Annotated in this window: 24 protein-coding genes and 5 pseudogenes; 17 read left to right on the top strand and 12 right to left on the bottom strand. The window is 57.0% G+C overall.

Going from position 1 to position 26,138, the window contains the following annotated elements; all coding sequences use genetic code 11:
* Entirely contained in the window at positions 1-432 is a 432-nt protein-coding gene (locus PSEUDOMOFG3G_RS12520) for a cupin domain-containing protein (RefSeq protein ID WP_139050107.1), read from the bottom strand.
* A gap of 337 nt (positions 433-769) precedes the next feature.
* Here PSEUDOMOFG3G_RS12520 and PSEUDOMOFG3G_RS12515 point away from each other — a divergent pair, with 337 nt between their 5' ends.
* Positions 770-1,729 carry a LysR substrate-binding domain-containing protein gene (locus tag PSEUDOMOFG3G_RS12515; protein ID WP_139050106.1) on the top strand — a complete coding sequence of 320 codons (960 nt, stop codon included), beginning with the start codon at positions 770-772 and terminating at the stop codon, positions 1,727-1,729.
* Positions 1,730-1,769: 40 nt separating this feature from the next.
* Here the strand turns inward: PSEUDOMOFG3G_RS12515 and PSEUDOMOFG3G_RS12510 are convergent, their stop codons facing one another.
* The 6 genes from PSEUDOMOFG3G_RS12510 to merT all read right to left on the bottom strand — a co-directional run bounded on the left by PSEUDOMOFG3G_RS12510 (position 1,770) and on the right by merT (position 6,478).
* The gene (locus PSEUDOMOFG3G_RS12510; RefSeq protein ID WP_257220743.1) at positions 1,770-3,470 is read right to left on the bottom strand and encodes a relaxase/mobilization nuclease and DUF3363 domain-containing protein; all 1,701 of its coding nucleotides are present in this window, start codon (positions 3,468-3,470) and stop codon (positions 1,770-1,772) included.
* Positions 3,467-3,703 (bottom strand): broad-spectrum mercury transporter MerE, encoded by a 237-nt coding sequence (gene merE / locus PSEUDOMOFG3G_RS12505; RefSeq protein WP_003132004.1) that lies wholly within the window; start codon positions 3,701-3,703, stop codon positions 3,467-3,469. The genes PSEUDOMOFG3G_RS12510 and merE overlap by 4 nt, the downstream gene beginning before the upstream one ends.
* The gene (merD, locus tag PSEUDOMOFG3G_RS12500) at positions 3,700-4,065 is read right to left on the bottom strand and encodes a mercury resistance co-regulator MerD (protein WP_000995360.1); all 366 of its coding nucleotides are present in this window, start codon (positions 4,063-4,065) and stop codon (positions 3,700-3,702) included. Before merD ends, merE begins: the two co-directional genes overlap by 4 nt.
* A gap of 17 nt (positions 4,066-4,082) precedes the next feature.
* On the bottom strand, positions 4,083-5,768 hold the full coding sequence (merA, locus tag PSEUDOMOFG3G_RS12495; protein WP_003156770.1) for a mercury(II) reductase: 1,686 nt from the start codon (positions 5,766-5,768) through the stop codon (positions 4,083-4,085).
* 71 nt (positions 5,769-5,839) lie between these two features.
* Positions 5,840-6,115 carry a mercury resistance system periplasmic binding protein MerP gene (merP, locus tag PSEUDOMOFG3G_RS12490; RefSeq protein WP_003131987.1) on the bottom strand — a complete coding sequence of 92 codons (276 nt, stop codon included), beginning with the start codon at positions 6,113-6,115 and terminating at the stop codon, positions 5,840-5,842.
* 12 nt (positions 6,116-6,127) lie between these two features.
* Positions 6,128-6,478 (bottom strand): mercuric ion transporter MerT, encoded by a 351-nt coding sequence (gene merT / locus PSEUDOMOFG3G_RS12485; RefSeq protein WP_003131974.1) that lies wholly within the window; start codon positions 6,476-6,478, stop codon positions 6,128-6,130.
* A 71-nt stretch (positions 6,479-6,549) separates the two neighbouring features.
* Between merT and PSEUDOMOFG3G_RS12480 the strand changes: the two genes are divergently transcribed.
* The 4 genes and pseudogenes from PSEUDOMOFG3G_RS12480 (at position 6,550) to PSEUDOMOFG3G_RS12465 (ending at position 10,627) form a co-directional block, all read left to right on the top strand.
* A complete protein-coding gene (locus PSEUDOMOFG3G_RS12480) occupies positions 6,550-6,984 on the top strand; it encodes a mercury resistance transcriptional regulator MerR (RefSeq protein WP_003131969.1) in 435 nt (144 codons plus the stop codon).
* Between the two features lie 32 nt (positions 6,985-7,016).
* Positions 7,017-9,788, top strand: a pseudogene (locus PSEUDOMOFG3G_RS12475) (Tn3 family transposase); the annotation flags it as partial.
* Between the two features lie 117 nt (positions 9,789-9,905).
* Positions 9,906-10,091: pseudogene (locus PSEUDOMOFG3G_RS12470) on the top strand (chromate transporter); the annotation flags it as partial.
* A gap of 83 nt (positions 10,092-10,174) precedes the next feature.
* On the top strand, positions 10,175-10,627 hold the full coding sequence (locus tag PSEUDOMOFG3G_RS12465; RefSeq protein WP_139050105.1) for a chromate resistance protein ChrB domain-containing protein: 453 nt from the start codon (positions 10,175-10,177) through the stop codon (positions 10,625-10,627).
* 48 nt (positions 10,628-10,675) lie between these two features.
* Here the strand turns inward: PSEUDOMOFG3G_RS12465 and PSEUDOMOFG3G_RS12460 are convergent, their stop codons facing one another.
* A complete protein-coding gene (locus PSEUDOMOFG3G_RS12460) occupies positions 10,676-10,807 on the bottom strand; it encodes a YHYH domain-containing protein (protein ID WP_139050104.1) in 132 nt (43 codons plus the stop codon).
* 285 nt (positions 10,808-11,092) lie between these two features.
* On the opposite strand from PSEUDOMOFG3G_RS12460, the gene PSEUDOMOFG3G_RS12455 reads away from it, so the two are divergent.
* Positions 11,093-12,409 (top strand): MFS transporter, encoded by a 1,317-nt coding sequence (locus tag PSEUDOMOFG3G_RS12455; RefSeq protein WP_139050103.1) that lies wholly within the window; start codon positions 11,093-11,095, stop codon positions 12,407-12,409.
* Positions 12,410-12,444: 35 nt separating this feature from the next.
* On the opposite strand, the pseudogene PSEUDOMOFG3G_RS12450 reads toward PSEUDOMOFG3G_RS12455, so the two are convergent.
* Together PSEUDOMOFG3G_RS12450 and PSEUDOMOFG3G_RS12445 are read right to left on the bottom strand one after the other, a co-directional pair.
* Positions 12,445-13,176 (bottom strand): annotated as a pseudogene (locus tag PSEUDOMOFG3G_RS12450) (TraX family protein).
* Between the two features lie 57 nt (positions 13,177-13,233).
* Positions 13,234-13,533 (bottom strand): metal-sensing transcriptional repressor, encoded by a 300-nt coding sequence (locus PSEUDOMOFG3G_RS12445; RefSeq protein WP_139050102.1) that lies wholly within the window; start codon positions 13,531-13,533, stop codon positions 13,234-13,236.
* 513 nt (positions 13,534-14,046) lie between these two features.
* Here PSEUDOMOFG3G_RS12445 and PSEUDOMOFG3G_RS12440 point away from each other — a divergent pair.
* A complete protein-coding gene (locus PSEUDOMOFG3G_RS12440; RefSeq protein WP_139050100.1) occupies positions 14,047-14,784 on the top strand; it encodes a HupE/UreJ family protein in 738 nt (245 codons plus the stop codon).
* Positions 14,785-14,796: 12 nt separating this feature from the next.
* Positions 14,797-15,456, top strand: coding sequence for a transmembrane anchor protein (locus tag PSEUDOMOFG3G_RS12435; RefSeq protein WP_139050099.1), 660 nt, complete (start codon positions 14,797-14,799; stop codon positions 15,454-15,456).
* A 269-nt stretch (positions 15,457-15,725) separates the two neighbouring features.
* Here the strand turns inward: PSEUDOMOFG3G_RS12435 and PSEUDOMOFG3G_RS12430 are convergent, their stop codons facing one another.
* Positions 15,726-17,273: a TerC family protein gene (locus PSEUDOMOFG3G_RS12430; protein WP_139050098.1), complete on the bottom strand. Its 1,548-nt coding sequence runs from the start codon at positions 17,271-17,273 to the stop codon at positions 15,726-15,728.
* Positions 17,274-17,878: 605 nt separating this feature from the next.
* Between PSEUDOMOFG3G_RS12430 and PSEUDOMOFG3G_RS12425 the strand changes: the two genes are divergently transcribed.
* From PSEUDOMOFG3G_RS12425 to PSEUDOMOFG3G_RS12390, 8 genes and pseudogenes are all read left to right on the top strand, one after another.
* The gene (locus PSEUDOMOFG3G_RS12425) at positions 17,879-18,961 is read left to right on the top strand and encodes a 2OG-Fe(II) oxygenase (RefSeq protein ID WP_139050097.1); all 1,083 of its coding nucleotides are present in this window, start codon (positions 17,879-17,881) and stop codon (positions 18,959-18,961) included.
* A 241-nt stretch (positions 18,962-19,202) separates the two neighbouring features.
* Positions 19,203-19,520: a transposase gene (locus PSEUDOMOFG3G_RS12420; RefSeq protein ID WP_139050096.1), complete on the top strand. Its 318-nt coding sequence runs from the start codon at positions 19,203-19,205 to the stop codon at positions 19,518-19,520.
* Positions 19,517-19,852 (top strand): IS66 family insertion sequence element accessory protein TnpB, encoded by a 336-nt coding sequence (gene tnpB, locus PSEUDOMOFG3G_RS28025; RefSeq protein ID WP_171061369.1) that lies wholly within the window; start codon positions 19,517-19,519, stop codon positions 19,850-19,852. Before PSEUDOMOFG3G_RS12420 ends, tnpB begins: the two co-directional genes overlap by 4 nt.
* A gap of 49 nt (positions 19,853-19,901) precedes the next feature.
* Positions 19,902-20,852, top strand: a pseudogene (locus tag PSEUDOMOFG3G_RS12410) (IS66 family transposase); the annotation flags it as partial.
* A gap of 115 nt (positions 20,853-20,967) precedes the next feature.
* Complete coding sequence (locus PSEUDOMOFG3G_RS12405; protein ID WP_139050094.1) at positions 20,968-22,194, top strand: tyrosine-type recombinase/integrase; 1,227 nt, start codon at positions 20,968-20,970, stop codon at positions 22,192-22,194.
* Positions 22,191-23,126, top strand: coding sequence for a tyrosine-type recombinase/integrase (locus tag PSEUDOMOFG3G_RS28385; RefSeq protein WP_218939008.1), 936 nt, complete (start codon positions 22,191-22,193; stop codon positions 23,124-23,126). The genes PSEUDOMOFG3G_RS12405 and PSEUDOMOFG3G_RS28385 overlap by 4 nt, the downstream gene beginning before the upstream one ends.
* 2 nt (positions 23,127-23,128) lie before the next feature.
* Positions 23,129-24,127: a tyrosine-type recombinase/integrase gene (locus tag PSEUDOMOFG3G_RS12395; RefSeq protein ID WP_139050093.1), complete on the top strand. Its 999-nt coding sequence runs from the start codon at positions 23,129-23,131 to the stop codon at positions 24,125-24,127.
* A 116-nt stretch (positions 24,128-24,243) separates the two neighbouring features.
* A pseudogene (locus PSEUDOMOFG3G_RS12390) lies at positions 24,244-24,858 on the top strand (IS66 family transposase); the annotation flags it as partial.
* 26 nt (positions 24,859-24,884) lie between these two features.
* Here PSEUDOMOFG3G_RS12390 and PSEUDOMOFG3G_RS12385 read toward each other — a convergent pair.
* Positions 24,885-25,631: an NADPH-dependent F420 reductase gene (locus PSEUDOMOFG3G_RS12385; RefSeq protein WP_139050092.1), complete on the bottom strand. Its 747-nt coding sequence runs from the start codon at positions 25,629-25,631 to the stop codon at positions 24,885-24,887.
* A 101-nt stretch (positions 25,632-25,732) separates the two neighbouring features.
* On the opposite strand from PSEUDOMOFG3G_RS12385, the gene PSEUDOMOFG3G_RS12380 reads away from it, so the two are divergent.
* The gene (locus tag PSEUDOMOFG3G_RS12380) at positions 25,733-26,086 is read left to right on the top strand and encodes a helix-turn-helix domain-containing protein (protein ID WP_103496976.1); all 354 of its coding nucleotides are present in this window, start codon (positions 25,733-25,735) and stop codon (positions 26,084-26,086) included.
* Positions 26,087-26,138: the final 52 nt, after the last annotated feature.

The following is a 26,138-nucleotide window of genomic DNA, read 5'->3' as shown; positions in this document are numbered from 1 at the left end:
CTAGTCTTTCAATGGCTTTCGGATGGATTTTCCTTTGCCTTTTTCAGCCACAATGAATTCCAGCCATCGAACACCTTCAGTCTCGCTAGGATTCCAATGGGAATGAGTGGTGCCGGCCGGAACAAGCAGGCTTTCACCAGGTTGTAGGGTAATGGGTTCCTTGCCCTCCTCTTGGAAAACTGGTGTCCCGGAAATTACATAAAAAGTGACCGCCGCCGGATGAAAATGGCGACGGTTAATACCACTCGGCTCGTACATCACATCTATGACTATGAATTCCAGATTTGCTGTGCCGTCCACACCGCGTACTACGAGATCAGTAGGTGTTACACCAGATTTTTGTGGGATGTCTTTCGGATCTTGTGCTTGAGCTACAGATGTAGCAAGAATCGCCACGCAAAAGAAACCGATAAGTTTAGTTAGTAGATTCATTTTCAATCTCCATTTCGATGAGTGGATTACGCGATGGTGCTTCTTGCCGCCTAACGCTTGAATTAAGCCGCGCCACGAAGCGGCGTTGGCTTATGGTCACACCTTGCCTCGCGACGTACTGCGCAGCCCATATTGCCGGGTCTGACCGGAACTGGACGTTGCACTGACGTTAGCCCATTAAAAACTGAGTCTGAACCAGTGCGGCAGTGCATGCGCGTCCTCCGCATGAAGCGAGTTTATTGATGGAATAATAAGGGTAAATTACTTTCCGGACAAACGCTTTTAACTTACCCTATCACCAAGGAAAAATTGGGGTATAAAATGGAAGAGGTTTCATATGGTACGACGACTTCCCTCACTGAACGGACTACGCGCTTTTGAAGCAACGGGCCGGCATGGCAGTTTCACCGCCGCGGCAAGAGAGCTGAACGTCACCCAAACTGCGGTAAGCCGCTTGGTCCGTCTGCTGGAAGATCGCCTTGGTTTTCCTCTGTTTCGGCGACATGCAAACGCGCTTGAGCTGACGGCGCAAGGGCAGGCGCTGCTGTCCGGTCTAACTGATGCTTTCGATTCCATCTCCCGGATCACTGAAAGCGTTACGGCGATGCGTAGTGGCCCCGTGTTGACGGTTGGGGTCGGCCCAACCTTGGCGATCACTTGGCTGATCCCGCGACTGGCAAACTTCTATCGCAGCCATCCCGACGTCGAAGTGCGCGTGGCGACGGGTGGCGCCACGCGCCCGGTACGCGATGACTGGACCTGCACTATCCGACGCGATACCGACGCGTTGCCGGGCTACAATGCAGAGCACTTATTCCCGAGCGCCGTCGTGCCGGTCTGTACGCCTACGCTCGCATCCACGCTGCGCTCGCCTGACGACTTGCGCACCGCGACTCTCATCACCGTGTCCGGCATGCCCGATGAATGGCCACACTGGTTCGAAGCGGCGGGCTTAGGTTTCCCCCTGCACCCCGCCGGTGAGGTGTCATTCGAGAGCAACGTCATGGCGATGCAGGCAGCGCTCGACGGGGTCGGAGTCGCTATCGCTCAAATCCCTTACGTCAGCGATGCCCTGGCGGCGGGCCGCCTGGTTGCGCCATTCCCGATCGTCGCGCACACAGTCGGGGGTTGGCTTCTAGAATATCGCGCTATCCGAAAGGAAGACCCGGCACTTTTAGCTTTTCGTGCTTGGTTGCACCAGGAAGCTGATCTGGCGCGTCAAGTTGAGATCGTGCTAGGGCGTGCGAACACAAACGGAAGCGCTCGGCGATCAGCAGGCCACCCGCCGCGCGATTGACGCCGGCTTCGAGACGTGGAGCTGCATGGGGCATCCGACACTAGACGGATATGCCCTTGGTACGTCCGATTTCCCACGACACGCCACCGCCTCGCACCGTGGCGGCGATCTGCTGTCCCAGTCTCTGTTCGATCACCGGCCGCCACGGGACCAGACGGAACCCAATGCCGTCATCGAGCATCGCATAGCGCCCGCTGGCAAGTATGATGCTGCGCCGATAGATGCCGGCCACGCGCTGCCCGTCGGCCACTGAGCGATGCTCCAGCCCGGTTTCGGTGGCAATGTCCTGCGCGGCCTGCGTCAGTTCCCGATTGCGCAGCGTCGCCAGCAGGTTGCGCGCCAGGATCACCCGCTGGCCGCGCCGCTCGGCCAGTCCCTGTTTGGCCAGGAAATCTGCCCGATTCTGTAGCGCGTCCTTGACCTCGCTGCCAAAGCCAAAATCTCCAAATCTCTTGCCGCCACCGATCAACTGCTGATCCAGCCAGGTAGCCCCGATCACGTGAGCCTGCCGCTCGATGGGCAGGTGCGATTTCAACTCCACGGCCACGCCGCCCAGGCGCTGCGCGTCATACTGATGCCCGCGTGCGGGCAGATCGTCCGGCACCTTCCACAGCCCCTCGGCCACACGCTCCACGATACCGGCCCGGCGCAGGGCTTCCAGCCGACGGACATGGGCCGCAACGACTTCCTGCGGATCGCGGCCGGCCTGCGCCTGACCTTGTGCAATCGCCAGGTGATGATCGGTGCGATACAGCCCATCGCTCGCCAGCGCGGCGATGTTCCTGTCCGCCGTCCGCACCTCGGCGGAACCGTGCACTTCCACCACAGCGCCGGTCGGGTAGTTGCCGGGTGCGTCGCGGGCGTTGAGCGCGACATAGTGGGCCTTGCCATCCACGCCGTCGATGATCAGATAGCCCCGGTCGAGCAGTTCGTCGGCCAGCCCCTTGGCGGCCACCCGGCCGATGACGGTTCGGCCGTCCTCACCTGGCTCGAAGACAGCCAGCTCGCGCGGCTGGCCGCTCATGGCCCGTTGCATGGTGCGGATGATGTCGCCGCGCTCGCCCATCGCGCGCAGCGTTGGTTCCGCGTCGGCATGAACGGCCCACACACCAGGCTGGCTTTCACTCGCTAGTCCCATGCGCTGCAAGCGTTGCAGGCGGCCAACCAGCAGCAGGCGCTGGCGTTGCAGCCGGGGTTCGTTGAAGTGTTCGACATGCACCAGGCCGTCCGCCGCTTCACGCTGTAGGGTACGGTCCAACCCCGTCCACCGTTCCTGTTCCACCTCGCGCGCCATGCTGCGCTGGATCTCCAGCTCGGTGCGAGGCCCGAGCCATTCGGTGGCGAGTTCGGCGGCACGTTCGCGCATGCCGCGCGTGATGTACTCCTGCGAGATGATGAGGTCTTTGCCGGTGTCGTCCTTGCCGCGCAAGACGACATGGGTGTGCGGGTTGTCGGTGTTCCAGTGATCGACGGCAACCCAATCGAGTCTCGTGCCCAAATCGGCTTCCATGCGGGTCATCAGGTCGCGGGTGTAGCGCCGCAGGTCTTCCAGCTCGGCGGCATCTTCCGGCGAGACGATGAAGCGGAACTGGTGACGGTCCTCGCGGCCACGTTCCTCGAAGGCGGCCAGGTCGGCGTCGTCGGTGGTCGTGCTGTACGCCTGCCCCGGCTCGCCGTCGCGGCCGACGCCTTCGCGCTCGATGTCCGGCGTCGTCCATCCATCCGGCCGGAAAGCGCTCATTCTCTTTCCCTGAATGCCCGCAACGCCCGCGACAGGGACAGAAGGAACAGGCCGGTCAAACCGAGCGCCGCGATGACCCAATGCTCGCCGAGGAAAGCACCGGCGGTTGTGCCGGCCAGCACGACAGCGAGGATGGGCAGGTGGCAGGGGCAAGTCAGCACAGCCAGTCCGCCCCACAGGTAGCCGGTGATCGGTTTGTGCGTCTCGGACGGCAAGCGCTCGGGGTTGTTCATGGCAGACTCTCCGCGTGCTGTGCCGGCTCGGTCGGCAGGGTGGCCAACTGCACTTCCAGATCGGCCAACGCTTCGCGCCGACGCTCGACGAACTGACGCAGCAGGGCAAGCTGCGCGGCCGCTTCGTCGCCGTCCGCCGCATCCAGCGCCCGGCACAGCCGCGCCAGCGCGTCGAGGCCGATGCCCGCCTCGAAGGCCGCCCGCACGAAGCACAGCCGTTGCAAGGCGGCGTCATCGAACAAGCCGTAGCCGCCTGGTGTGCACGCCACCGGGCGCAGCAATCCGCGCAGCAGGTAGTCGCGCACGATATGCACGCTCACCCCGGCATCAAGAGCCAGCCGGGACACCGTGTAGGCGTTCATTGAACACCTCCTTTTTCTCACCCGGCGCAGCAGGAAAGCTGCTTCACATCCTTGTTGAAGGTCTGCGCCGCGAGCTTCAACCCCTCGACCATCGTCAGGTAGGGGAACAACTGGTCGGCCAGTTCCTGCACCGTCATGCGGTTGCGAATGGCCAGAGCCGCCGTCTGGATCAGTTCACCCGCTTCCGGCGCGACCGCCTGTACGCCGATCAGCCGATGGCTGCCTTCCTCGATAACCAACTTGATGAAGCCGCGTGTGTCGAAGTTGGCGAGCGCACGCGGCACGTTGTCCAAGGTCAAGGTGCGGCTGTCGGTCTCGATCCCGTCGTGGTGGGCTTCCGCCTCGCTGTAGCCCACGGTCGCCACTTGCGGATCGGTGAACACCACGGCCGGCATTGCGGTCAGGTCGAGCGCCGCATCGCCGCCGGTCATGTTGATCGCGGCACGGGTGCCGGCCGCTGCCGCCACATAGACGAACTGCGGCTGGTCGGTGCAGTCGCCGGCCGCGTAGATGTTCGGGTTGCTCGTGCGCATGCCTTGGTCGATGACGATGGCACCTTGCGCATTGACAGTGACCCCCGCTGCGTCCAGCGCGAGGCTGCGCGTGTTCGGTGTCCGACCGGTGGCAACCAGCAGTTTGTCGGCGCGCAATTCACCGTGCGTGGTGGTCAGCACGAATTCACCGTCCATATGGGCGACCTGGCTGGCTTGCGTGTGCTCCAGCACCTCGATGCCCTCGGCACGGAAAGCGGCTGTCACCGCCTCGCCGATGGCCGGGTCTTCACGGAAGAACAAGGTATTGCGCGCCAGGACCGTGACCTTGCTGCCCAGCCGGGCAAAGGCTTGCGCCAGCTCCAGCGCCACCACCGACGAGCCGATTACGGCAAGGCGTTCGGGAATGGTGTCGCTCGCCAGGGCCTCGGTGGAAGTCCAGTAGGGTGACTCTTTCAACCCCGGAATCGGCGGGACCGCCGGGCTGGCACCCGTGGCGACCAGGCAGCGGTCGAACATCACGACGCGCTCGCCACCCTCGTTCAAACGGACGGTAAGGCTCTGGTCGTCCTTGAAGCGCGCCTCACCGTGCACAACGGTGATGGCCGGATTACCGCCCAGGATGCCTTCGTACTTGGCGTGCCGCAGTTCGTCGACGCGGGCCTGCTGCTGGGCCAGCAGCTTACTGCGGTCAATCGTAGGCACAGTTGCCGCAATACCGCCATCGAACGGGCTTTCCCGGCGCAGATGGGCGATGTGGGCGGCGCGGATCATGATCTTGGACGGCACACAGCCGACATTGACGCAGGTGCCGCCGATGGTGCCGCGCTCGATCAGCGTGACCTGCGCGCCTTGCTCGACGGCCTTCAGCGCCGCCGCCATCGCGGCTCCACCGCTGCCAATGACCGCTACCTGCACCGGGGGCTCGTTGCCACTGTGCTTTTCGGCGGCGGCCATCCATCCCCGCACCTTGTCGAGCAGTCCGACGCGGTTGTCCGCCAGTGGCGCATCGGCTAGCGTTGCCTTGTAGCCCAGTCCGGCCACGGCGGCAGTCAGCGCGTCCGGCGATGTGCCCGGCACGATGGCGAGTTGCGCTGTGCCCTTCGGATAGGACACCAGCGCCGACTGCACGCCTGGCACTTTTTCCAGCGCTTCCTTGACGTGCGCCGCGCACGAGTCGCAAGTCATGCCGGTGATTTTTAGATGGGTCATGCAACAGATCCTTTATCGTTTGTGGCGCCAGACAATGACGTCCGTTGTGCTGCGGTGCCGTTTTCAGTGACTCACTGCTTGACGCTGGACGGATAGCCCGCGTCTGCGGTTGCCTTGGTCAGCTTCTGCACGCTGGTCTTGGCATCGTCGAAGGTGACGACCGCTTGGCGTGTCTCGAAAGTCACGTCAACTTTGCTGACGCCTTCGACCTTGGAAATCGCCTTCTTGACAGTGATCGGGCAGGCGGAGCAGGTCATGCCCGGTACGGACAGCGTGACGGTCTGGGTGGCGGCCCAGACGGGGGCAACAACGGCGGCGAGGGCGAGGGAGGCAAACAGTTTCTTCATGGTGAACTCCGATCAGTAGAAAAATGGCATGACGTAGGGAAATCCGAGCGCGACCAGAACCAGCGCGGCCACGATCCAGAAAATGAGCTTGTAAGTAGCTCGCACTTGGGGAATCGCGCAGACCTCACCCGGTTTGCAGGCCGCTGCCTGCCGGTAGATGCGCCGCCAGGCGAAGAACAACGCCACCAGCGCCACGCCGATAAAGATGGGGCGATAGGGTTCCAACACCGCCAAGTTGCCGATCCAAGCGCCGCTGAACCCCAAGGCGATCAGAACCAACGGCCCGAGGCAGCAAGCCGAGGCGAGGATGGCGGCAAGCCCTCCAGTGAAGAGCGCGCCGCGCCCGGTTTTTGGTTCAGACATGCGCTTGTCCTTTCGAATTGAAATTGGATAGCGTAACCTTACTTCCGTACTCATGTACGGAGTCAAGCGATATGGAAAACAATTTGGAGAACCTGACCATTGGCGTTTTCGCCAAGGCGGCCGGGGTCAATGTGGAGACCATCCGTTTCTATCAGCGCAAGGGCTTGTTGCTGGAGCCTGACAAGCCCTATGGCAGCATCCGCCGCTATGGCGAGGCGGATGTAACGCGGGTGCGCTTCGTGAAATCAGCCCAGCGGCTGGGCTTCAGCCTGGATGAGATCGCCGAGCTGCTGCGGCTGGAGGATGGCACCCATTGCGAGGAAGCCAGCAGTCTGGCCGAGCACAAGCTCAAGGACGTGCGCGAGAAAATGGCTGACCTGGCGCGCATGGAGGCCGTGCTGTCTGAGTTGGTGTGCGCCTGCCATGCGCGAAGGGGGAACGTTTCCTGCCCGCTGATCGCGTCACTACAGGGTGGAGCAAGCTTGGCAGGTTCGGCTATGCCTTAGCGTGCTTTATTTTCCGTTTTCTGAGACGACCCCATGTTGGCCACCAGTGTCAGTTTAGGAAGTTGCCGACCCAGACGCAGCTCCTGCAGTATGAGCGGTCAGGGGCCAAGCACAGAAACCAGAAGCAGATCCGGACCTACCTGGGTATTAGGCCCTTGGCGAGCAACGACAACACGTGGCTTTATGACGTTGCACTGGGTGCGGCTGAAACCAAGGAAATGCTCGCCGACATTGTGAACGTCATGCTCGAAGAGTTGGTGCGCCATCGCTTTGAGTTGCCGGGTTTTACGGTGCTGAAACGCACCGCGCGACGAGCCCGCAACGAGGTGAACGAGTACTGCTTTAGCGCGATCACTTCTCAGCTGACGGGTGAGGCGAAGCAGAAAATTGATGAGCTTCTCTCGCCCAGCGGCCAGATCTACAGCGCTTGGCACATTCTCAAACGCGAACCGAAACGCCCCGGCAACAAGGAGGTGCGCAGTTATCTCCAGCACGTGCATTGGCTACAGGGGCTTGGGCAAGAGATGCCCACAGTCAAGCTACCGATTGTCAAACACCGGCAACTGGCACTGGAAGCCCGGGCACTGAATGCCGCAGAGATGGCCGAACTGAAACATAATAAACGCTATGCCTTAGCTGTGATCCTGATCCACAGCCAGCACAGCAAGGCGCTCGATGATGTGGCCGAGCTGCATATCCGTATGGTCAGAGCCATGGAAAGCCATGCCCAAACGGCGTTACAGCAGTATCTTCTGGATCATCAAAAACACGTTGATCGACTGATCGAGACGTTCAAGGATGTGCTGACGGCCTACGAGCAAGATACGTCCCAGCAGCGACGACTGGCGTCCATTGAAGAGGTTATCGGCGAGAACAGCAGCGCGCTGATTGATCGCTGCAACGAACATATGGCCTATGCCGGCAATAACTACTATCCCTTTATGCTCGCACCTTATCGCCAAAAGCGTGCACTGTTGTTCAATTGCCTTACCATCCTCGATCTCAAGTCCACCTCTAACGACACTACCTCGAATGCATTGCTCACGCTCTTTCGCTCCCTTCAGACGAGCCGTACAGAGTACATCAAGATTGCGGCTGCCAACGACACCATGGGCGAACCCTTCGACGCCGACTGGATGCCGGAGAAGTGGCGAAAGTTGGTGCTCGTCAAGTCCGAACACTCAGGTGACCACGATCTACTGCATCGTAAGTATCTGGAGTTGTGGATACTGATTCATGTCAAACAGGAGCTGGCATCGGGCGATCTTCACATACCCCACAGTGCTCAATTTGATGATTATCGGGAGCAACTGATTGATGATGAGACACTGGATGCGGAGCTCGAAGAGTACGGCCAGCAGGTGGAATTGCCACTGAGTGAGCCAAAGGCGTTCTGCGTCCATCTGAAAGAGTTGCTTACGGAGGCCTCCCGGCGGGTCGATGAACGGTTTCCGCAAAACCTGCATGCGGACATCCAAAATGGGAGGTTGGTGTTACGCCGGCTCAAGGCTGAACCTCTCACGCACGAATTGAAGAGGCTCGACGAGCTGATCACGCAGACACTGCCGCAGGCCAGTATCATCGACGTATTAACCGATACCGAAAAATGGCTCGAGTTGCATGGCAATTTCGCGCCCTTGTCGGGTAATGAATCCCGCCTGGACGAAGGCCAAAAGCGATTCATCACAACCTTGTTTTGCTATGGCTGCAACCTGGGGCCGACACAGACAGCCCGATCCATCAAAGGCATCAGCCCGCGGCAAGTAGCCTGGCTCAACCTCAAACACGCCACTGAGGAACGACTAGATAAAGCCATCGTCCAGGTGGTGAACGCCTACAATAAGTTCGACTTGCCCAAATACTGGGGGACCGGCCGCCACGTTTCGGCAGACGGCACCAAGTGGGATCTTTATGAGCAAAACCTGCTCTCTGAATACCACATTCGCTATGGGGGCTATGGCGGCATTGGTTACTACCATGTCTCGGATACTTACATTGCGCTCTTTAGCCACTTCATCCCCTGTGGTGTGTATGAAGCCGTCTACATCCTCGACGGTCTGATGAGCAACAAATCCGATATTCAACCCGACACACTGCATGGTGACACTCAGGCGCAGAGCTATCCCGTGTTCGGGCTGGCCTATCTGTTGGGCATCAATCTGATGCCGCGCATCCGCAACATCCATGACCTGACGCTGTATCGGCCCGATAAGCGATACCGTTACCGAAATATCGATTCACTGTTTACAGGCCATGTGAATTTTAAGTTGATTGAGACCCATTTGCGCGACATGCTCCGGGTCGCGGTTTCTGTCAAGAAAGGCCAGATTACCGCCTCCACGATCCTTCGCCGTCTCGGCACTTACAGTCGCAAGAACAAGTTATATTTCGCTTTTCGAGAGCTCGGGAAAGTGGTTCGAACAATGTTCTTACTGCGGTACATGGATGAAGTTGAACTGCGCAAGACGATCCAATCAGCCACTAACAAGAGTGAAGAATTTAACAACTTTACCAAGTGGTTGTTTTTCGGTGGGCAGGGCATTATTGCAGAGAATATCAGGCACGAGCAGCGCAAGGTCGTCAAATACAATCAGCTGGTGGCCAATATGGTCATACTGCACAACGTCGAGCAGATGACGCAGGCATTGAAAACATTCGCCGGCGACGGACAGGACCTCACCAGAGAACTCCTGGGCGGGCTATCGCCGTATCGCACGGCTCATATCAACCGCTTTGGCGACTACACCCTGGATTTGAAACGGGAGGTCCCGCCCTTGAATTTCAAAGCGAAGATTATCAGTTAGCGTCAGAGTGAGAGGCGTGTCCGGGACTCTGGCGAAATCCTCATAAACAGAAAAATAAAACCTATTATCAGGTATTTAGATCATTTTTGGCGGATTTTTCCAGGATCCCGTCGGACCCTCAATCTGGCGTGTTTCTTCGGCTATCACGTGCTGTGGCCAAAGGGCTTCAGCGGCAACCTCGACTGGCCTTCAGCGTTGATCGCGATTGCCGCCGCGGTTGCCCTGTTTCGCTTCAAGCGAGGCGTCATCCAGGTGTTGATGACCTGTGCGCTTGTCGGTTTGGCAGTGCATCTACTGCGCTAGACCGCACGAGTTGATTAACAATCTCTGGCGGGCACTGGGCGCGCCAGATCACCCAGCCTACCGAGCTAGGCAGGAGGTGTTCCATGAGGTGGATTACCCGTGAACGGCCCAAGATCGACCGCATCGCCTGTCCCTGGTTGATCACTCGCTTTATCGATCCGCAGCCCGAGTTTTTATACGTACCCAGCGCCGATGTGCTGCGGTTAGCGGTGGAGAAAGACGCTGCGCCCTACGACATTCCCGGCGTAGAACTGACACACGAGGGCGAATTGTGCAGCTTCGATGCGTTTCTGAAAAAGTACCAACTCAGTGATCCAGCCTTGCAGCACTTGGCCAAGATCGTCCGTGGCGCTGATACCGCTCGCCTGGATCTGACTCCGCAATCGGCTGGGTTGTATGCCATCTCACTGGGACTGTCGCAGCAATATTCAGATGATCATGAAATGCTGGCACACGGTCTGATCCTGTACGACGCACTCTATGCATGGTGCAAGGAATGCCAAGGTGAATCGCATAACTGGCCTCCACAAATGTGAGAAAGTCAGCTTGCATCAAAGCCCAGCCTCAAGCTGGGCTTTTGCCGTTTAGTGGCAGTGATAGTCGTTCGTTTTATGGTTGCGATGGCAACCTTTTGCATCAGTACCGCCGCTGTGCGCGAAGGCCACCACGGAGGTAATGGAAAGTAAAGCGGCGATCAAAAGGGCAGACAGTTTCATCAGGGCTTACTCCATGCTCATGTTTTTACATCCGTGAGATCTCTCACGCGCCACAGAGTATGGCTAATTGCCTTCATCAGGCAAGCGACTTCCTCGCTCTCTACTGACATTCGATGAAAGACTGAGCGCCTATTTCTTGAGCTGCCACAGCCTCTGGTTTAGGATGGCGCTACATCCCCCTAGGGGGGATACAAAATCATCTACAAATAAAATGTTCGTCGCTCTCTTTCTACGAGAAATGCTCGACAACCTGATGGTTACACACCTCTCCATGTGAGATTTCTCATGTTGAAAATTCTAGCCAACCGAACCTACCGTCACCTCTTCCTGGCCCAAGTAATTGCGCTCGTAGGAACAGGTCTTGCCACTGTCGCGCTGGGCCTACTGGCGTTCGATCTTGCAGGCGCCCAAGCGGGTGCCGTCCTCGGTACAGCGTTGGCGATTAAAATGACGGCCTACATCGGCGTTGCGTCGATTGCAGCGGCTTTTGCAGAACGTCTACCCCGCCGGGCAATGCTGGTTTCGCTGGATCTAGTGCGAGCCTTGGTCGCACTGGCTCTGCCGTTCGTGACGGAGGCCTGGCAAATCTACGTGCTGATTTTCGTCCTTCAGTCGGCCTCGGCGGCGTTCACCCCGACGTTCCAGGCGACCATTCCGGACATCCTGCCGGATGAAGACGACTACACCCGCGCCTTGTCACTATCGCGCCTGGCCTACGATCTTGAAAGTGTCGCCAGCCCAATGCTCGCCGCCGCGTTGCTGACGGTGATCAGCTTCCATAACCTGTTCGCCGGTACGGTCATCGGTTTCCTCGCCTCAGCAGCCTTGGTCGGCACAGTGTTGCTGCCAAAGGCGAAGCAGACGCCTCGACGTAGCATCTACGAACGAACCACTCGTGGCATGCGCATATTCCTAGCGACGCCCCGCCTGCGAGGGCTGCTGGCTCTCAACCTGACGGTAGCGGCCGCCAGTGCCATGGTAATCGTCAATACGGTGGTGTTGGTGCAGTCGCGCTTCGCTCTGCCGCAGAGTTCTACGGCATTGGCGCTAGCCGCGTTTGGTGGTGGCTCCATGATCGCTGCTTTGGTCTTGCCTCGGCTGCTGAAAGACATCAAAGACCGAACGGCCATGCTGTTTGGCGGAGGAATCTTGGTAGTGGGTTTGGCCATTGGCATCAACCTGACCACCTACAATTTCCTGTTGCCGCTGTGGATGTTGCTCGGCGTTGGCTATTCCCTGGCGCAGACACCAAGCGGTCGGCTCCTCCGTCGCTCGGCACATACCGAAGATCGCCCAGCGTTGTTCGCCTCCCAATTTGCGCTATCCCATGCCTGCTGGTTGATTACCTATCCCTTGGCCGGATGGCTGGGTGCCAATATCAGCCTCACGGCGTCATTTTTGGGGCTCGCTGTCGTGGCAGGTGGCGCACTGGTGGTCAGTATCGTGATCTGGCGTCCGGCGCATGACCAAGAGTCGATCAAACACACCCATGAGAACCTGCCGGACGATCACACTCACCTCGACGGGCAGGATGGTATGGATCACGAACACCCGTACGTGATCGATGATCAGCATCGCCGATGGCCAGATAGACGACCGTAAGTCCCTAAGATTTGCTTAGGCTGGTTGGTCAGTTTTCAGACCAGAAACCGTAGCGCTTGCAGTGCGGCAAGGTGGCCTGGATAGAACCAGTAGCCCCATTGCCGCACTGGTCAGATTTTGAAAGTGATCGACTGCGGTAAAAGCCAGAGTCCAATCAGGGGAGCAGCGAACGCAGTGCTCAAGGCCAGCAACGAATAGACCTCCAAGTCCAACGCCCTGGTCACGATACTGCTGCGGGTGTTGCTCAACAGGCAGAGAGCCGCTGGTAGCAAACCAAGAACACCGGGGCTCTTGATCGCTAACAAGACCGCCGCTGGAACGAGTGCACCGTAGAGGCCATACATCAGCGGATCATCTAGCACGTAGGCAACGACGGCGGCAATCAACGCCATAGAGCCACTCAACAAGGTGCGATGTTGCCATCCCCAGGCAATCACCAACCCCAATGCCAGGGTCAGCAGCACGTTAAATGATCCCGAGGTGCTGATATAGCGGTAAGGTACTTCGGAAATGGCGGTTAACAACAGCATCAACGCGAGGTAGCGACCGTTCGCGGCAGTCAGTAATTCGCCCGACGTCGAGCGCGCCACGTTGGCCGCAATGGCAACGCAGAACAACGGAAAAGACAGCCGTCCGGGAATGAACAGATAGCTCATCTCCGGCCACACCAACCGCAAGTGGTCGATGACCATGGTCAGCATCGCCAGCCACTTGATCAGATCCAGGCTGCGGCTTCGACTCTTGAGCAAGGAATGCTGGGTTGTCATGCCAAGGCATGAGCCTCGCCTCGTTGTAGCAGTTCAGCGAAGTTGGGCATGTCAGACCTAGAGGTACTTGGTGATTTGCTTGAAGGCTTCCAGTGGCGCGCGCTCGCCATTGTTCAACGCCGAGACGGTGTCCTCCAGGCAGTGATCGATGTGATCCTGAATGAGCGTGCGCTTGGCTTGGCACACCGCTTTTTCAACAGCATGCAACTGCTGGGCGATGTCTACGCACTGACGCCCCTCTTCAATCATGCTGATGATACCGCGTAAATGGCCGTCCGCCCGCTTGAGGCGCTTGATGATTGCCTCATGACTTTGGTGGGTATGGGGATGGTTGTGTTCGTGTTCGTGCTCACTCATGGCTTGAGCCTCGGGCCTCAATGAATTACGCTGGCATCCTATCCCCCCTAGGAGGATATGGTCAAACGCTTCACAGCCCTACAAAACGAGTTGAAACCCGAACGCTATGTTCAGCAGAACACTGACAACCACGGTGGTAATCGCGCTTGTTCTCGCCATGTTTGTGGCCTGGGCCGGGCATACCTATACCTTGTCAGTGACATCGAAACAGCCAGCCTGGGAGATTGCGCAAGATGCCCATCACTCCCATGAACAGCAAGCCGAGATGTCGTGTGTGAGGTGCTCGGATCACTATCACTCCCCGTTGACCCCTGATCATCAGCACGAAACGCCACAGCTTACGTCCGCGTTGAGCTTGGCTGCGCAGCCGAAGCTCTCTTTGCGAGTCGATGCGCCACGCTATTCCGTTCCTCGTCCGCCGATTTTCCTGATCGAGCGGCCACCCCGTCCTTCGTTCGCATCCTGACCATGGCCGCCCTGCGGCCTTTGATCCCTGCAACGTAGGATTGATCTATGCATTCGCACTCGATGAGCGGCGTTGACGCACTTACTGCGCCTTCGCGTCGCCTGCTACTGCTGCTGTTTTTATTTGTCGCATCACTTTTCCTCGCAATGCCCGAGGCGATGGCTCATGCCGTCGCTGAAGGCGACAAGGGGTTCATCCAGGAAAGCTCCGGTGTCATGTTGCTGCCCTTCATCTATATGGGCGCCAAGCACATGATGACGGGCTACGACCACCTGCTGTTTCTGTTCGGGGTAATCTTCTTCCTCTATCGCCTGAAAGATGTGAGGCTCTACGTCACGCTGTTCGCCGTAGGCCACTCGGTCACGCTGCTGCTGGGCGTGCTGACCGAGGTCAGCATCAGCTCTTACATCATCGACGCCATCATCGGTTTCTCGGTGGTGTACAAGGCGCTCGACAACCTGGGCGCGTTCCAGCGCTGGTTCGGTTTCCAACCCAACACCAAGGTGGCCACCCTGATCTTCGGCCTGCTCCATGGCTTCGGTCTGGCCAACAAGATCCAGGAGTACGAAATTTCGCCTGATGGCCTGATTCCGAACCTGATCGCCTTCAACGTCGGCGTCGAGATCGGCCAATTGCTGGCCCTCAGCGCGATTCTCATTCTGATGGGGTATTGGCGGCGCACCGGAAGTTTCTGGCGCCATGCCTACACCGCTAACGTCGCCATGATGAGTGCCGGTTTCCTGCTGATGGGTTACCAGATCACCGGCTTGTTTGTCTCCGCGTAAGGAATTCTGACCATGTTCAATACTCCGCTTCCAACTGTTAATGAATTGCCCAGCACTCGCGAACTGGTGCGCTCGACTGTCATTGCCCTACTGACTGCGGTCGGCCTGCTGGTGACAGTGGTCATGCCTTCGGAATATGCCGTTGATCCTACGGGTGTGGGCCACGCACTGGGCCTGACCCAAATGGGCGAATTGAAGATCAGCCTTGCTCAAGAGGCGTTGGCGGATGCAGCGCCACCACAAGCAGTAGGTCCAGCTCCAGCTCCAGCTCCAGCTCCAGCTCCGCAGATTGCGCAAATCCAACCTGCTGCGTTACCTGCGACCGAACCAGCGGCGGCACCCGCCCCAGCTATGAAGTCGAATCAAATGACCGTCACGCTCAAACCTGGTGAAGGGACAGAGATCAAACTGGAAGTGCTGAAGAACAAGACTGTCAGCTATGAATGGACAGCGGCTGGTGGGCCTGTGAACTACGACACCCACGGCGAGCCCTACAACGGTGAAAAGGGTTACTTCCACAGCTACAACAAGGGCAAGCAGGTCAAAAGTGATAAAGGTGAATTGACTGCCATTTTTGACGGCACCCACGGTTGGTTTTGGCGTAATCGCAGCAACAACAACGTGACCATCTCACTGAATACGACCGGCGATTACTTGAGCGTCAAACAGTAATCCGAAGTGGCGATGGCTGTTCTACTGCCGAAAATTCGGCGCTCAGCCTGACCATAGACCATTTATTTCACCCATTTATTGAAGAGTCCTCCCATGAAAACCCCAACCACTCTGATTCGCTCGATGCTCTTGATCTGCTTCCTAGGCCTCATGACGGCATGCGGCGGTGGTGAAAAAGGCGCAACCTCTGAGAGCGCTGAGCACGGACATTCGCACGAGTAACACCCTGAAAACAAACGAGGCCGCAAATGCGGCCTCGTTTTCTACACTTACTCTTTACACAAGAACACTTTCGTCACTCGACGCTCTTCGACTTCGACCACGGTCATGCTCCACTCCTGCCAATTGAGTTTGTCTCCAATGACCGGCAAACGATCCAGCAAGCTCATGACCAACCCCGCGAGCGTCTGATAGTCATCGGTCGCTTTCGCTTGGAAACCGATGTGTTCGTGAACCTGGCTGAGATTCAGCGCACCACTGACGAGGAACCCTCCATCCTCAGCAACGATATTCGGGCCATCAATTTCGCTGGCATCCGGCAGTTCACCAGCAATGGATTCGAGGATATCGGTCATGGTGAGAAGACCAATGAAGTCACCGAACTCGTTCACCACGAAAGCGATGTGAGTCGACTCTTTACGCATCTGCTCCAGCGCGTTGAGGATAGTGAAGCTGTCCAGCAAGTTAATTGCCTTACGCACCATGGTTTCCAGGTTTGGCTGGTTACCTGCCAACAGCTCTTTCAGCAGTTCCTTCTTGTGGACGAACCCCAATGGCTCATCAACTCGTCCCTCCCGGATTAACGGCAATCTGGAGTATGACGAGTGCATCAGCGTTGTGCGGATTTCTTCTGGAGAATCGGCCAAATCAATGTGGTCGATTTCTGCACGAGGGGTCATAACACCGCGTATAGGGCGTTCCGCCAACTGAAGCACTCCACTAATCATGACACGTTCCCGTCGGTGGAAAACCTGTTCGGCTTCATCACCTGACAGCATGTCAGCAATTTCTTCACCGACCTCATCGGCCCCCAACTTGTGGCCACCCAGCAAACGCATCACGGCATGCGCGGTACGCTCACGCATAGGGCGACGACCTTGCAAGCTTTTCTTGCGACGCGAACGAGCCACCTGATTGAACAGTTCGATCAATATCGAGAAACCAATCGCGGCGTAGAGATAGCCTTTCGGAATGTGGAAGCCCAGGCCCTCAGCCGTGAGGCTGAAGCCAATCATCATCAAAAAGCCCAAACAGAGCATGATGACGGTTGGGTGCCCGTTGACAAAGTTGGTCAGTGGCTTACTGGCGATAATCATCAGGCCAATCGAGATCACCACCGCAATCATCATGACGGATAAATGTTCCACCATGCCCACAGCGGTGATCACCGCGTCCAGCGAGAAGACCGCATCCAGTACCACAATTTGCGCCACGATAGGCCAGAACATCGCATAGGCTGCATTACCTGAGCGCTCGGTCACATGCCCTTCAAGTCGCTCATGCAATTCCATCGTTGCCTTGAACAACAGGAACACACCACCGAACAACATGATCAAGTCACGGCCCGAGAACGTCTTGTCGAAGACCTCGAACAACGGCTCGGTCAGGGTCACCATCCAGGAGATGCTGGCCAGCAAGCCAAGGCGCATCAACAACGCAAGGGAGAGGCCAATGACACGAGCACGATCTCGCTGCTCGGGCGGTAGCTTGTCTGCCAGGATGGCAATAAACACAAGGTTATCGATGCCAAGCACTAGCTCCAGCACGATCAGGGTCAGCAGGCCAAGCCATGCCGTGGGATCAGCAATCCATTCCATAGGGACTATTCAATCTCTCAAAGAGTTAGGGTGAATGAACGATTTGCACAAACAACCGTATCCCTGCTCGAGAGAGGGGAATGTGTGTTGAGGGCAAAAGTAGCAGGAGAGAAAGACTTCTCGGAGCGTATGCAAGGAGGCGAAGCTTTGGAGGTGACACCATTCGTCTTGGGAAAGGTAAGCGTTGAGAATCCCAGAGACGGAATGTCGAGGCTCATCGGCGGTAAAAAACGCGACCGACGCTTAATAAAAAAGTATGAATTGATACGGGATTTGGGGTGAAAAATGCTACTGGGAGGCTCCAGAAGGGTGTTCATATAGACCTGAAAAAAATTGGGGATGAAATCCTACAATGTTTCGGAGGGGCTCATGTGAGGTAATTATTACAATATCTGACAGAGGGATGACTTTGCCGAACGTATACATATCTACTAGCTTTATCTACGAGCTTCGACAGCCGTGAGGTCTCTCTGCTTCGGCATCGCAGCCGGCAGCAGCCATAAGCCCATTTGTACGCGACACCTTTAGGGAAGAGACAGTGCTTGGCATGTGCCTCTTGGATTTACTCCTAATAATGATCCACTGCCCACCGGCAAGGAGCTGCTATGCGCGCCACGGCGTTTTCAGTCGGTGAACCTGCTCCTTGGTTCTACTGCCGCACTCAACTACGAGAGCGCTTTTGTTTCGACACTGTGGCGGGTCGGTACATAGTGATTTCTTTCTTAGGCTCTGCAGCAGATCCTACATCCATTAAAATTTTGGAAGGTATTCGGGCTCATCGCCAGCGGTTCGATGATGATCAAGTCTGCTTCTTTGGTGTTTCCATAGATCCCGATGATGAAAAGCTGGAGCGGGTAAAAGATTCGATACCTGGCATGCGCTTCATCTGGGATTTTGACCGGTCAGTTAGTGAGCTCTACGGTACATTGCAGCCAGACGGCAGCATCAGGCTTATGACCTATGTGCTGGATCCAGCACTACGCGTCCTGGCCATCGTTCCGATAGAGACGCCAATTGATAACCACGTGCCCTCGCTAATGCGCTTTCTGGATAGATTGCCCGCTCTGGCCCCCACACATGTGGCCACTCCACACGCCCCCGTCCTAGTGATTCCCCGTGTATTTGAGCCCGCGCTGTGTAAAGCGCTAATAAGTTACTACGACCAACATGGCGGGGACGAGTCCGGGTTTATGGTGGATAGATCGGGTAAGACCGTCCACGTCACCGACCATAGCCACAAACAACGTCGCGACTGCATGATTGAGGACGAGGCTCTATCCAAAGCATGCGAGCTGCGCATAACCAACCGCCTGCTTCCAGAGCTACATAAAGCGTTCCAGTTCAATGCCACGCGGATGGAGCGCTACCTGGTGGCCTGCTACAACAGCGAGGAAGGTGGGTATTTCCGGCCCCATCGGGATAACACCACCAAAGGTACTGCGCACCGCCGTTTTGCCGTTTCCTTGTTTCTTAATTCGGGAGAGTACGAAGGCGGTTTTCTGCATTTTCCAGAGTTTGGGAAAGCTCTGTACAGCGCCCCAACTGGAGGGGCTGTGGTATTTTCGTGTTCGCTTTTGCACGAAGCCACTCCTGTAACCCAAGGTTGCCGCTATATGTTCCTACCGTTTCTATACGATGAAGCTGCTCGCCTCATTCGAGACGAGAATCTCCCATTTCTTGAAAACTGACTCGTACTCAACACAATTCAGCTGTCGCTACAGACGGCCTTGAATGCTAGCTCGTTATCAGTGCATTACCACAACCCTGTGTACTCAAGGTCACTGCATCAACGTCATGCGGATAGTTTGCCCTTCAACCTGCTTCTCCGTAAGCGGCCAGCGAACACACCTTCAGAAATCCGAAATTAAGGGCGATGGTGTCCGCCTCTTTTTAAGCGGACGCGATTACCCTTATTGAATCGGGATTTCCATGCGCCAACGAAGCTCTTATCCGAAACCATTCAAAGCCCAGGTCGTGCAAGAATGCCTGCAACCCGGAGCCTCAGTTTCCAGTGTCGCCATCAGCCATGGCATCAACGCCAACGTCATCCGCAAGTGGCTGCCGATCTACCGTGAGAAACCCGTCGCACCACTTCCGGCGTTTGTACCGCTGCAACCTATGCCTAAACGGCACGCTGATGATGCGGCGGTGATCACACTGCCGCTGGGCGACAAATCCATCACGGTCAAATGGCCCAGCTCCGACCCGGACGGCTGCGCACGCTTCATTCGCAGCCTCTCGCAATGATCCGCATCGATGCCATTTGGCTCGCCACCGAACCTATGGACATGCGCGCTGGCACCGAAACTGCGCTGGCCCGCGTTGTGACAGTGTTCGGTGCGGCGAAGCCGCACTGCGCCTATCTGTTCGCCAACCGCCGAGCCAACCGGATGAAGGTGTTGGTGCATGACGGCGTGGGCATCTGGCTTGCCGCAAGACGTTTGAACCAAGGGAAGTTTCACTGGCCTGGTACTCATCGCGGCTTGGAAGTTGAACTTGACGCCGAACAACTGCAAGCGCTGGTGCTCGGCTTGCCGTGGCAACGGGTCGGCGCTAACGGCGTCATTACAGTGATTTAGTCCTGCGTTTGAGCTGTGGCGGATGAGTTGCTTTGGTAAAATCCAGGGCATGACTTCCTCGCCCAATCTCGACCAAATGACACCCGACCAACTGCGCGCGCTCGCTGCGCAGTTGCTGTCGAAGGTCGACACCATGAGCCGAAAAATCCATCGTGACGAGACGATCATCGAACAACTCTCTCACGAAATCGCCATCCTCAAACGCCACAAGTTTGCCAAGCGCAGCGAGCAGATAAGCCCGGCACAAGGCAGTTTGCTGGATGACCTGCTCAACACCGACCTTGAGGCCATTGAGGCAGAACTGAACGCGCTTCGTCCCGCCCCGACGCCGGACGAAACCCGCCAAAAGCCCAAACGCGCGCCACTGCCGCCGCTGTTTCCTCGCACCGTCATTCGTCACGAGCCAGAGAACACCCGGTGCGCTTGCGGCTGCCAGCTTCAGCGCATAGGCGAAGACATCAGCGAAAAGCTGGACTACACACCGGGCGTGTTCACCGTTGAGCAGCATATACGTGGGAAGTGGGCCTGCCGCCAGTGCGAAACGCTGATCCAGGCACCGGTGCCAGCCCAAGTCATCGACAAGGGCATCCCTACTGCCGGGCTGCTAGCTCATGTGATGGTCGCCAAGTTTGCCGACCATCTGCCGCTGTACCGGCAAGAAAAAATCTTTGCACGAGCAGGCTTGGCCATCCCGCGATCAACACTGGCTCAGTGGGTAGGACAAACCGGCGTGCAACTCCAGCCGTTGGTGGATGCACTGCGCGAAGCGGTACTAGCCCAGCGAGTCGTACATGCCGATGAAACTCCCGTACAGATGTTGGCGCCGGGCGAGAAGAAAACGCACCGCGCCTATGTCTGGGCTTACTGCACAACGCCGTTCTCGGCACTGAAAGCTGTGGTCTACGACTTCAGCTCAAGTCGCGCTGGCGAGCATGCGCGTAACTTCCTTGGCACGTGGAGCGGCAAGCTGGTTTGCGATGACTTCGCGGGTTATGTTGCGGCCTGAGTTATGTGATCCCGACCGGGCGAATAGGCAGTTTCTCTATTGTCGATAGGCGATTGACGCAACATAACTTGCAGCGCCTTGGTAGACCTTCATCCCTGGAGTGTCTGCCATGTTCGAGAATATCTATTCTTCAAACGCTGCCTGTAAACGCCATCGTGCGGGGTCGCTGGCCGCTGAACGCGAGCGATATCTACAGCACTGTGCTGAGCAGGGCTGTACGCATGCCTCCCTTTACTTAAAGGCGTGCTGCTTGCTTTGGATCGCCGAGCGGGTGCAGCCAAGCGACCTCAATGCAATCAATTCGTCACGGCTGCGCCAGATCATTCACGAAGGGCCATTGCCGGCCAATTCTCCTGCAACTGCTACGACGTTGATAAACACCGCAAGACCTTGGTTTAAGTTCCTAGGCTGGTGGCAAGAGCCAACGGCGGAGCCAATTCCATTCGAGGAGAATCTTGAGCTTTTCGTCTCGTGGATGCGGGATGAACGCGGCTTGACACCATGTACCATCAGTCAATGGCGCAGTCGAACAGCAACCTTTTTGCGCTGGTGCTTCAACACAGGCCGCAGATTTTCGACGCTTAGCCCCGAGGATATTGATGCCTACTTCATCACCTACGGTGCGCAACGGTGGTCGCGAATTTCGGCAGGGCACGTCGCAACAATGTTGCGGGTATTCCTGCGCTACGCGGCAACGCAGGGAACATGCAGCAGTACATTGGCCGACTCGATCCGTTCCCCGCGACATTACGCCATGGAGTCACTTCCCTATGCAATGAGCTGGGAGGATGTTCAGCGAGTACTCGCAACTACAAATTCAAGTTCTGAACGCGATGTGCGCGACCGAGCCATTCTGATGCTTCTCGCCATCTACGGCTTACGCCGGGGAGAAGTTGCCGCACTCCGGTTGGATCAGATCGACTGGGCTGCTCGCCAATTGCGTATTTGGCGATTGAAGCGCCGTCAGCCGCAGGTTTACCCATTGGTCTCCACAGTGGCTGAGGCATTAGCGCAATACGTCGACACAGTGCGTCCGAAGGTACTGCACCCTGAGATATTCATCCGAATTCGGGCGCCGCGAATCCCCATCTCCGCTGCAGGTCTATACAGCATCGTCAGCGGCAGATTGCGTCTGCTCAACATACAAGCTGCACATTTGGGGCCGCACGCGCTTCGACATGCATGCGCGGCCAGGTTGCTCGCCAATGGGCTGAGCCTCAAGGAAATTGGCGACCACCTTGGCCACCGCAGCACATCGGCAACAATGACGTACACCAAGGTTGATCTGGTCTCGTTACGTGAAGTCGGTGACTTCGACCTGGGAGACCTGCAATGAGAACCTTGGACGTAGTCAATGCCTACGTGGCTATCCGTCGTGCCCAAGGCGTGGGCCTGAATAGCAGTGCCAGAGTGCTGCGTCAGTTTGCACGTGAGACTGGAAACCTACCGCTCCCCGAAGTTACTCCAGAGGCCGTAGCCGCATTTCTGCACGGGCACGGTGAGCTAAGCGCTATGTGGAAGACGAAGCGAGGATTACTTGTTAGCGTTTATCGCTTCGCAATCGCACGTGGCCACACAACGATCCAGCCCCTGCCGGAACGACCACCACAGCTTCCACCGGCACAGACTCCCTATGTCTATGCCACCGCAGAAATACAGCACCTGTTAGATGCCACCGTCATACTGAGTACCTCGCTCAGTCGCCTTCAAGCTGTGACATACAGAACACTGCTGCTGATCCTTTACGGTGCCGGGCTGCGCGTCGGAGAGGCGATCAGACTAAACCTCTGTGACGTCGACCTCGAGCAGCGAATCATCACCGTTCGTGACACAAAGTTTTATAAGACAAGGCTGGTGCCGATTGGGCCCAGGCTGGCATCGAAACTGCGAGTCTATCTACGACAACGTTGCGCGCTAGCACTTCCACTAGGCCAAGACTCTGCCCTGCTGTGCACTCGTACTGGCCATCGCCTGAACTACCAATACGTCATAACTCTGTTCCAACGCGTTCGTTTGGCGGCAGGTATTGCTAGCCCAACTGGCGAGCTACGGCCTCCGCGCCTCCATGATCTGCGGCATACAGCCGCCGTTCATCGTGTACTGGGATGGTATCGCGCCGGTAAGGATATACAGCGGCTATTGCCGCAATTGGCAACGTATTTGGGGGCATGTCGACATAAGGTCGACCCAGCGCTATTTGCATATGACTCCCGAACTGTTGCACGAAGCGAGTCGCCGATTTGCCATTTATTCAGGGCAGGAGATTGATCATGATTGACCGCAATCGCCTCGGGGCATGGGTACGTCGCTTCTTGTTGGAGTATCTGGTCGCCGAGCGTAACCTTTCCCACAACACTCAGATCAGTTACCGCGACACGCTGACACTCCTGCTTCCATTTGTCAGTCGAAGAGCCTCGGTGGCAATCGACCATTTGTCGGTGCTCGACATATCGCCCGCCATCGTGCGCGCATTCCTTGAACACGTCGAACACGAGCGCGGTTGTGGCATCGTCACGCGCAACCAGCGGCTCTGCGCGATTCACTCACTAGGGCATTTCATTGCTATGCGATCGCCAGAGCATTTGGCGTGGTGCACAGAGATCCGTTCTATCCCGTTCAAAAAAACTACCCAGGCAGTCATCCACTACCTCGACAAGCCAGAAGTGGAGGCTCTGCTCCGGGCTCCTAATCGAGCTACGAGCCAGGGTGCACGGGACTATGCGATTTTGCTTTTTCTATACAACACTGGCGCCCGCGCTGATGAAGCTGCCTGCCTCAGCGTTGGTAATTTGCAACTTGGGCCTTCCCCCTCCGTGCGCATTTTGGGTAAGGGAAACAAATGGCGCGTCTGCCCCCTGTGGGCAGTAACAGCTACAGCGCTCCGGCCACTCATCGTCGAGCGCAGAACAGAGGATCGCGTATTCATAGGTCGTACAGGGAATCCCATGACTCGATTCGGCATGTATCGCGTTGTGTCGGTGTATGGCCGAGCAGCCGGCAAGTGGGTTGAATCCATGCAAGGCAGGCGCATGAGCCCACACACTATTCGACACACGACCGCCGTTCACCTGTTAAGAGCCGGGGTCGATATCAATACAATTCGGGCTTGGCTGGGGCATGTCTCCTTGGACACAACCCACATCTACGCGGAAGTCGATCTCGAAATGAAGGCCAAGGCGCTTGCATGTTTGGACGTCACAAATGTGCCTGAGGCTGTGCGCCTGCGACCGAATTCAGCATCTCTCATGGCGTTCATGCGAGGGCTGTAGCAAGAATTTATGTGCCACTTTTTGCGCCGAACTCCCGATTGGGAGGCGGCGCCTCTTACCCCCGCAACATAACTCAGGCCGCAACATAACCCGCGTTATGTGTTGCAACACATAACGCCGGTTACAAGGCCAGCTTCGAGCTGGGCATCACCGAAATTGGCTGCATGGCCCACGCACGCCGTAAGTTCTTCGACCTGAATGTGGCGAACAAAAGCCAACTGGCCGAACAGGCACTGCACTCAATCGGTGGCTTGTATGAGGTCGAGCGACAAGCCAAGGAAATGGGCGATGAAGACCGCAGGCGATTGCGCCAGGAAATAGCGGTGCCCATCGCAAAGAAGCTGCATGAGTGGATGCTGGCTCAGCGCGAGTTGGTGCCCGACGGATCGGCTACGGCCAAGGCCTTGGACTACAGCTTGAAACGCTGGGTAGCGCTGACGCGCTACCTGGCTGATGGTGCTGTGCCCATCGACAACAACCCAGTCGAGAACACGATCAGGCCTTGGGCGCTTGGTCGTTCCAACTGGCTGTTCGCCGGATCGCTGCGCAGCGGTAAACGGGGAGCAGCAATCATGAGCTTGATCCAGTCGGCGCGCATGAATGGGCTCGATCCGTATGCCTATCTCAAAGATGTGCTGACTCGGCTGCCGACACAGCGGGCAAGTGAGATTGGAATGTTGTTACCCCAATGCTGGACTCACTCATCGTCTCAAGCGATCAGTCATTCTTGAGCTTGCTCCATGCTCAGCAAAAAACCTTAGTCGAGTGGATTGAATGATCGATTCATGGCTACCACGTCGCCATGGGTCGGGTTCGGCCCGAGCCACTTGAAATGCTCAGGCAATCGATCTCGTTTAGCGGCTGCGTGCCCCCTGATAGCCACTGATAAAGCCCTGCGCATAGTCTCAGCATCGTAATCACAGCAATAGCCTGGTGTAGACGGCTGTTGCCTCCAGGACTCCTCAAGCGAGCCTGCGTCAACCGGATCGAAACCTACCTGATCTACCAGAGTCATCACTGTTTCTTTGGCTTTCTCATCGTCACCCGCTACCGCCGCTGCCAAGCGACCTGGTGTACCGTCCGGAACGCCCAACTCTGCCAATGTGTAGGCGAGCACATTGTTGAAAGCTTTGATTACCGGTCGCCCAATCTGCTTCGTCACCCAAACGCTTTCTGTCATCCCTTGATCAATTTCAGCAATGTGCGGGTCACGCAAACCAGGGTAGTAGTTGCTGGTATCCACAACAGGGATGCTGTCGGGTACGGAGGTAAATAGGTCAGAAGGGAGTGCGCTCAATGCTGGCAGAGGTATCGACAGCACTACCACATCCGCGCCGTCCACCGCGCCCCGAACGTCTACAGGCTCCGCTCCGATTTCTTCGGCGAATGCACGAACGCCGTTGACACCTCCAGAATTTGCCACGCGGATCTCATGGCCAGCAGCTCTTAGCTTACGAGCAATGGTGCCGCCGATGTTACCCGTTCCAATGATGCCGATTTTCATGGTTAAGCCTCAGTAATCGTTTGCTTGCACCGATTCTAGGCGGCTGATGTAATAATGGTAAGTACCTACCAAAAGGTGAGTAGCACACCTTCGAGAAAGAAATGGAACGGGATTGGGATTGCGGCGATCCGCAAAATCGGTTGAATTGGGCCGAAGCAACGACTGAGACTCTTCGCGTGCTGGAAGGGAAATGGAAAATCATCATCTTGTGCCAGCTTTTCGCAGCCAAAGGTGCGCTTCGTTTCTCGGATCTAGAGAAGCTGATCGAGGGGATAAATCAGAAGATGCTGATTCAACAGCTAAAGCAGTTAGAAAAGGATGGCATCGTGCTGCGCACGGTTTACCCGCAAGTGCCACCCCGGGTGGAGTACCAGCTCACCCAAATCGGCCATGCCCTCGGGCCGTCAATCCAGGCATTGATCGAGTGGGCCGAGATGAGGCGCGATCACATTTGATTGCGGTCGAGAATCCGCCGCTCAGTAAGCTCACTCCTAGAAAATAGGTGTC

The sequence above is a fragment of the Pseudomonas sp. FG-3G genome (assembly GCF_901007645.1).
Lineage (GTDB): Bacteria > Pseudomonadota > Gammaproteobacteria > Pseudomonadales > Pseudomonadaceae > Aquipseudomonas > Aquipseudomonas rhizophila.
The sequence above is the reverse complement of the archived record's forward strand: the minus strand, read 5'-3'. Positions and strand labels throughout refer to the sequence as shown.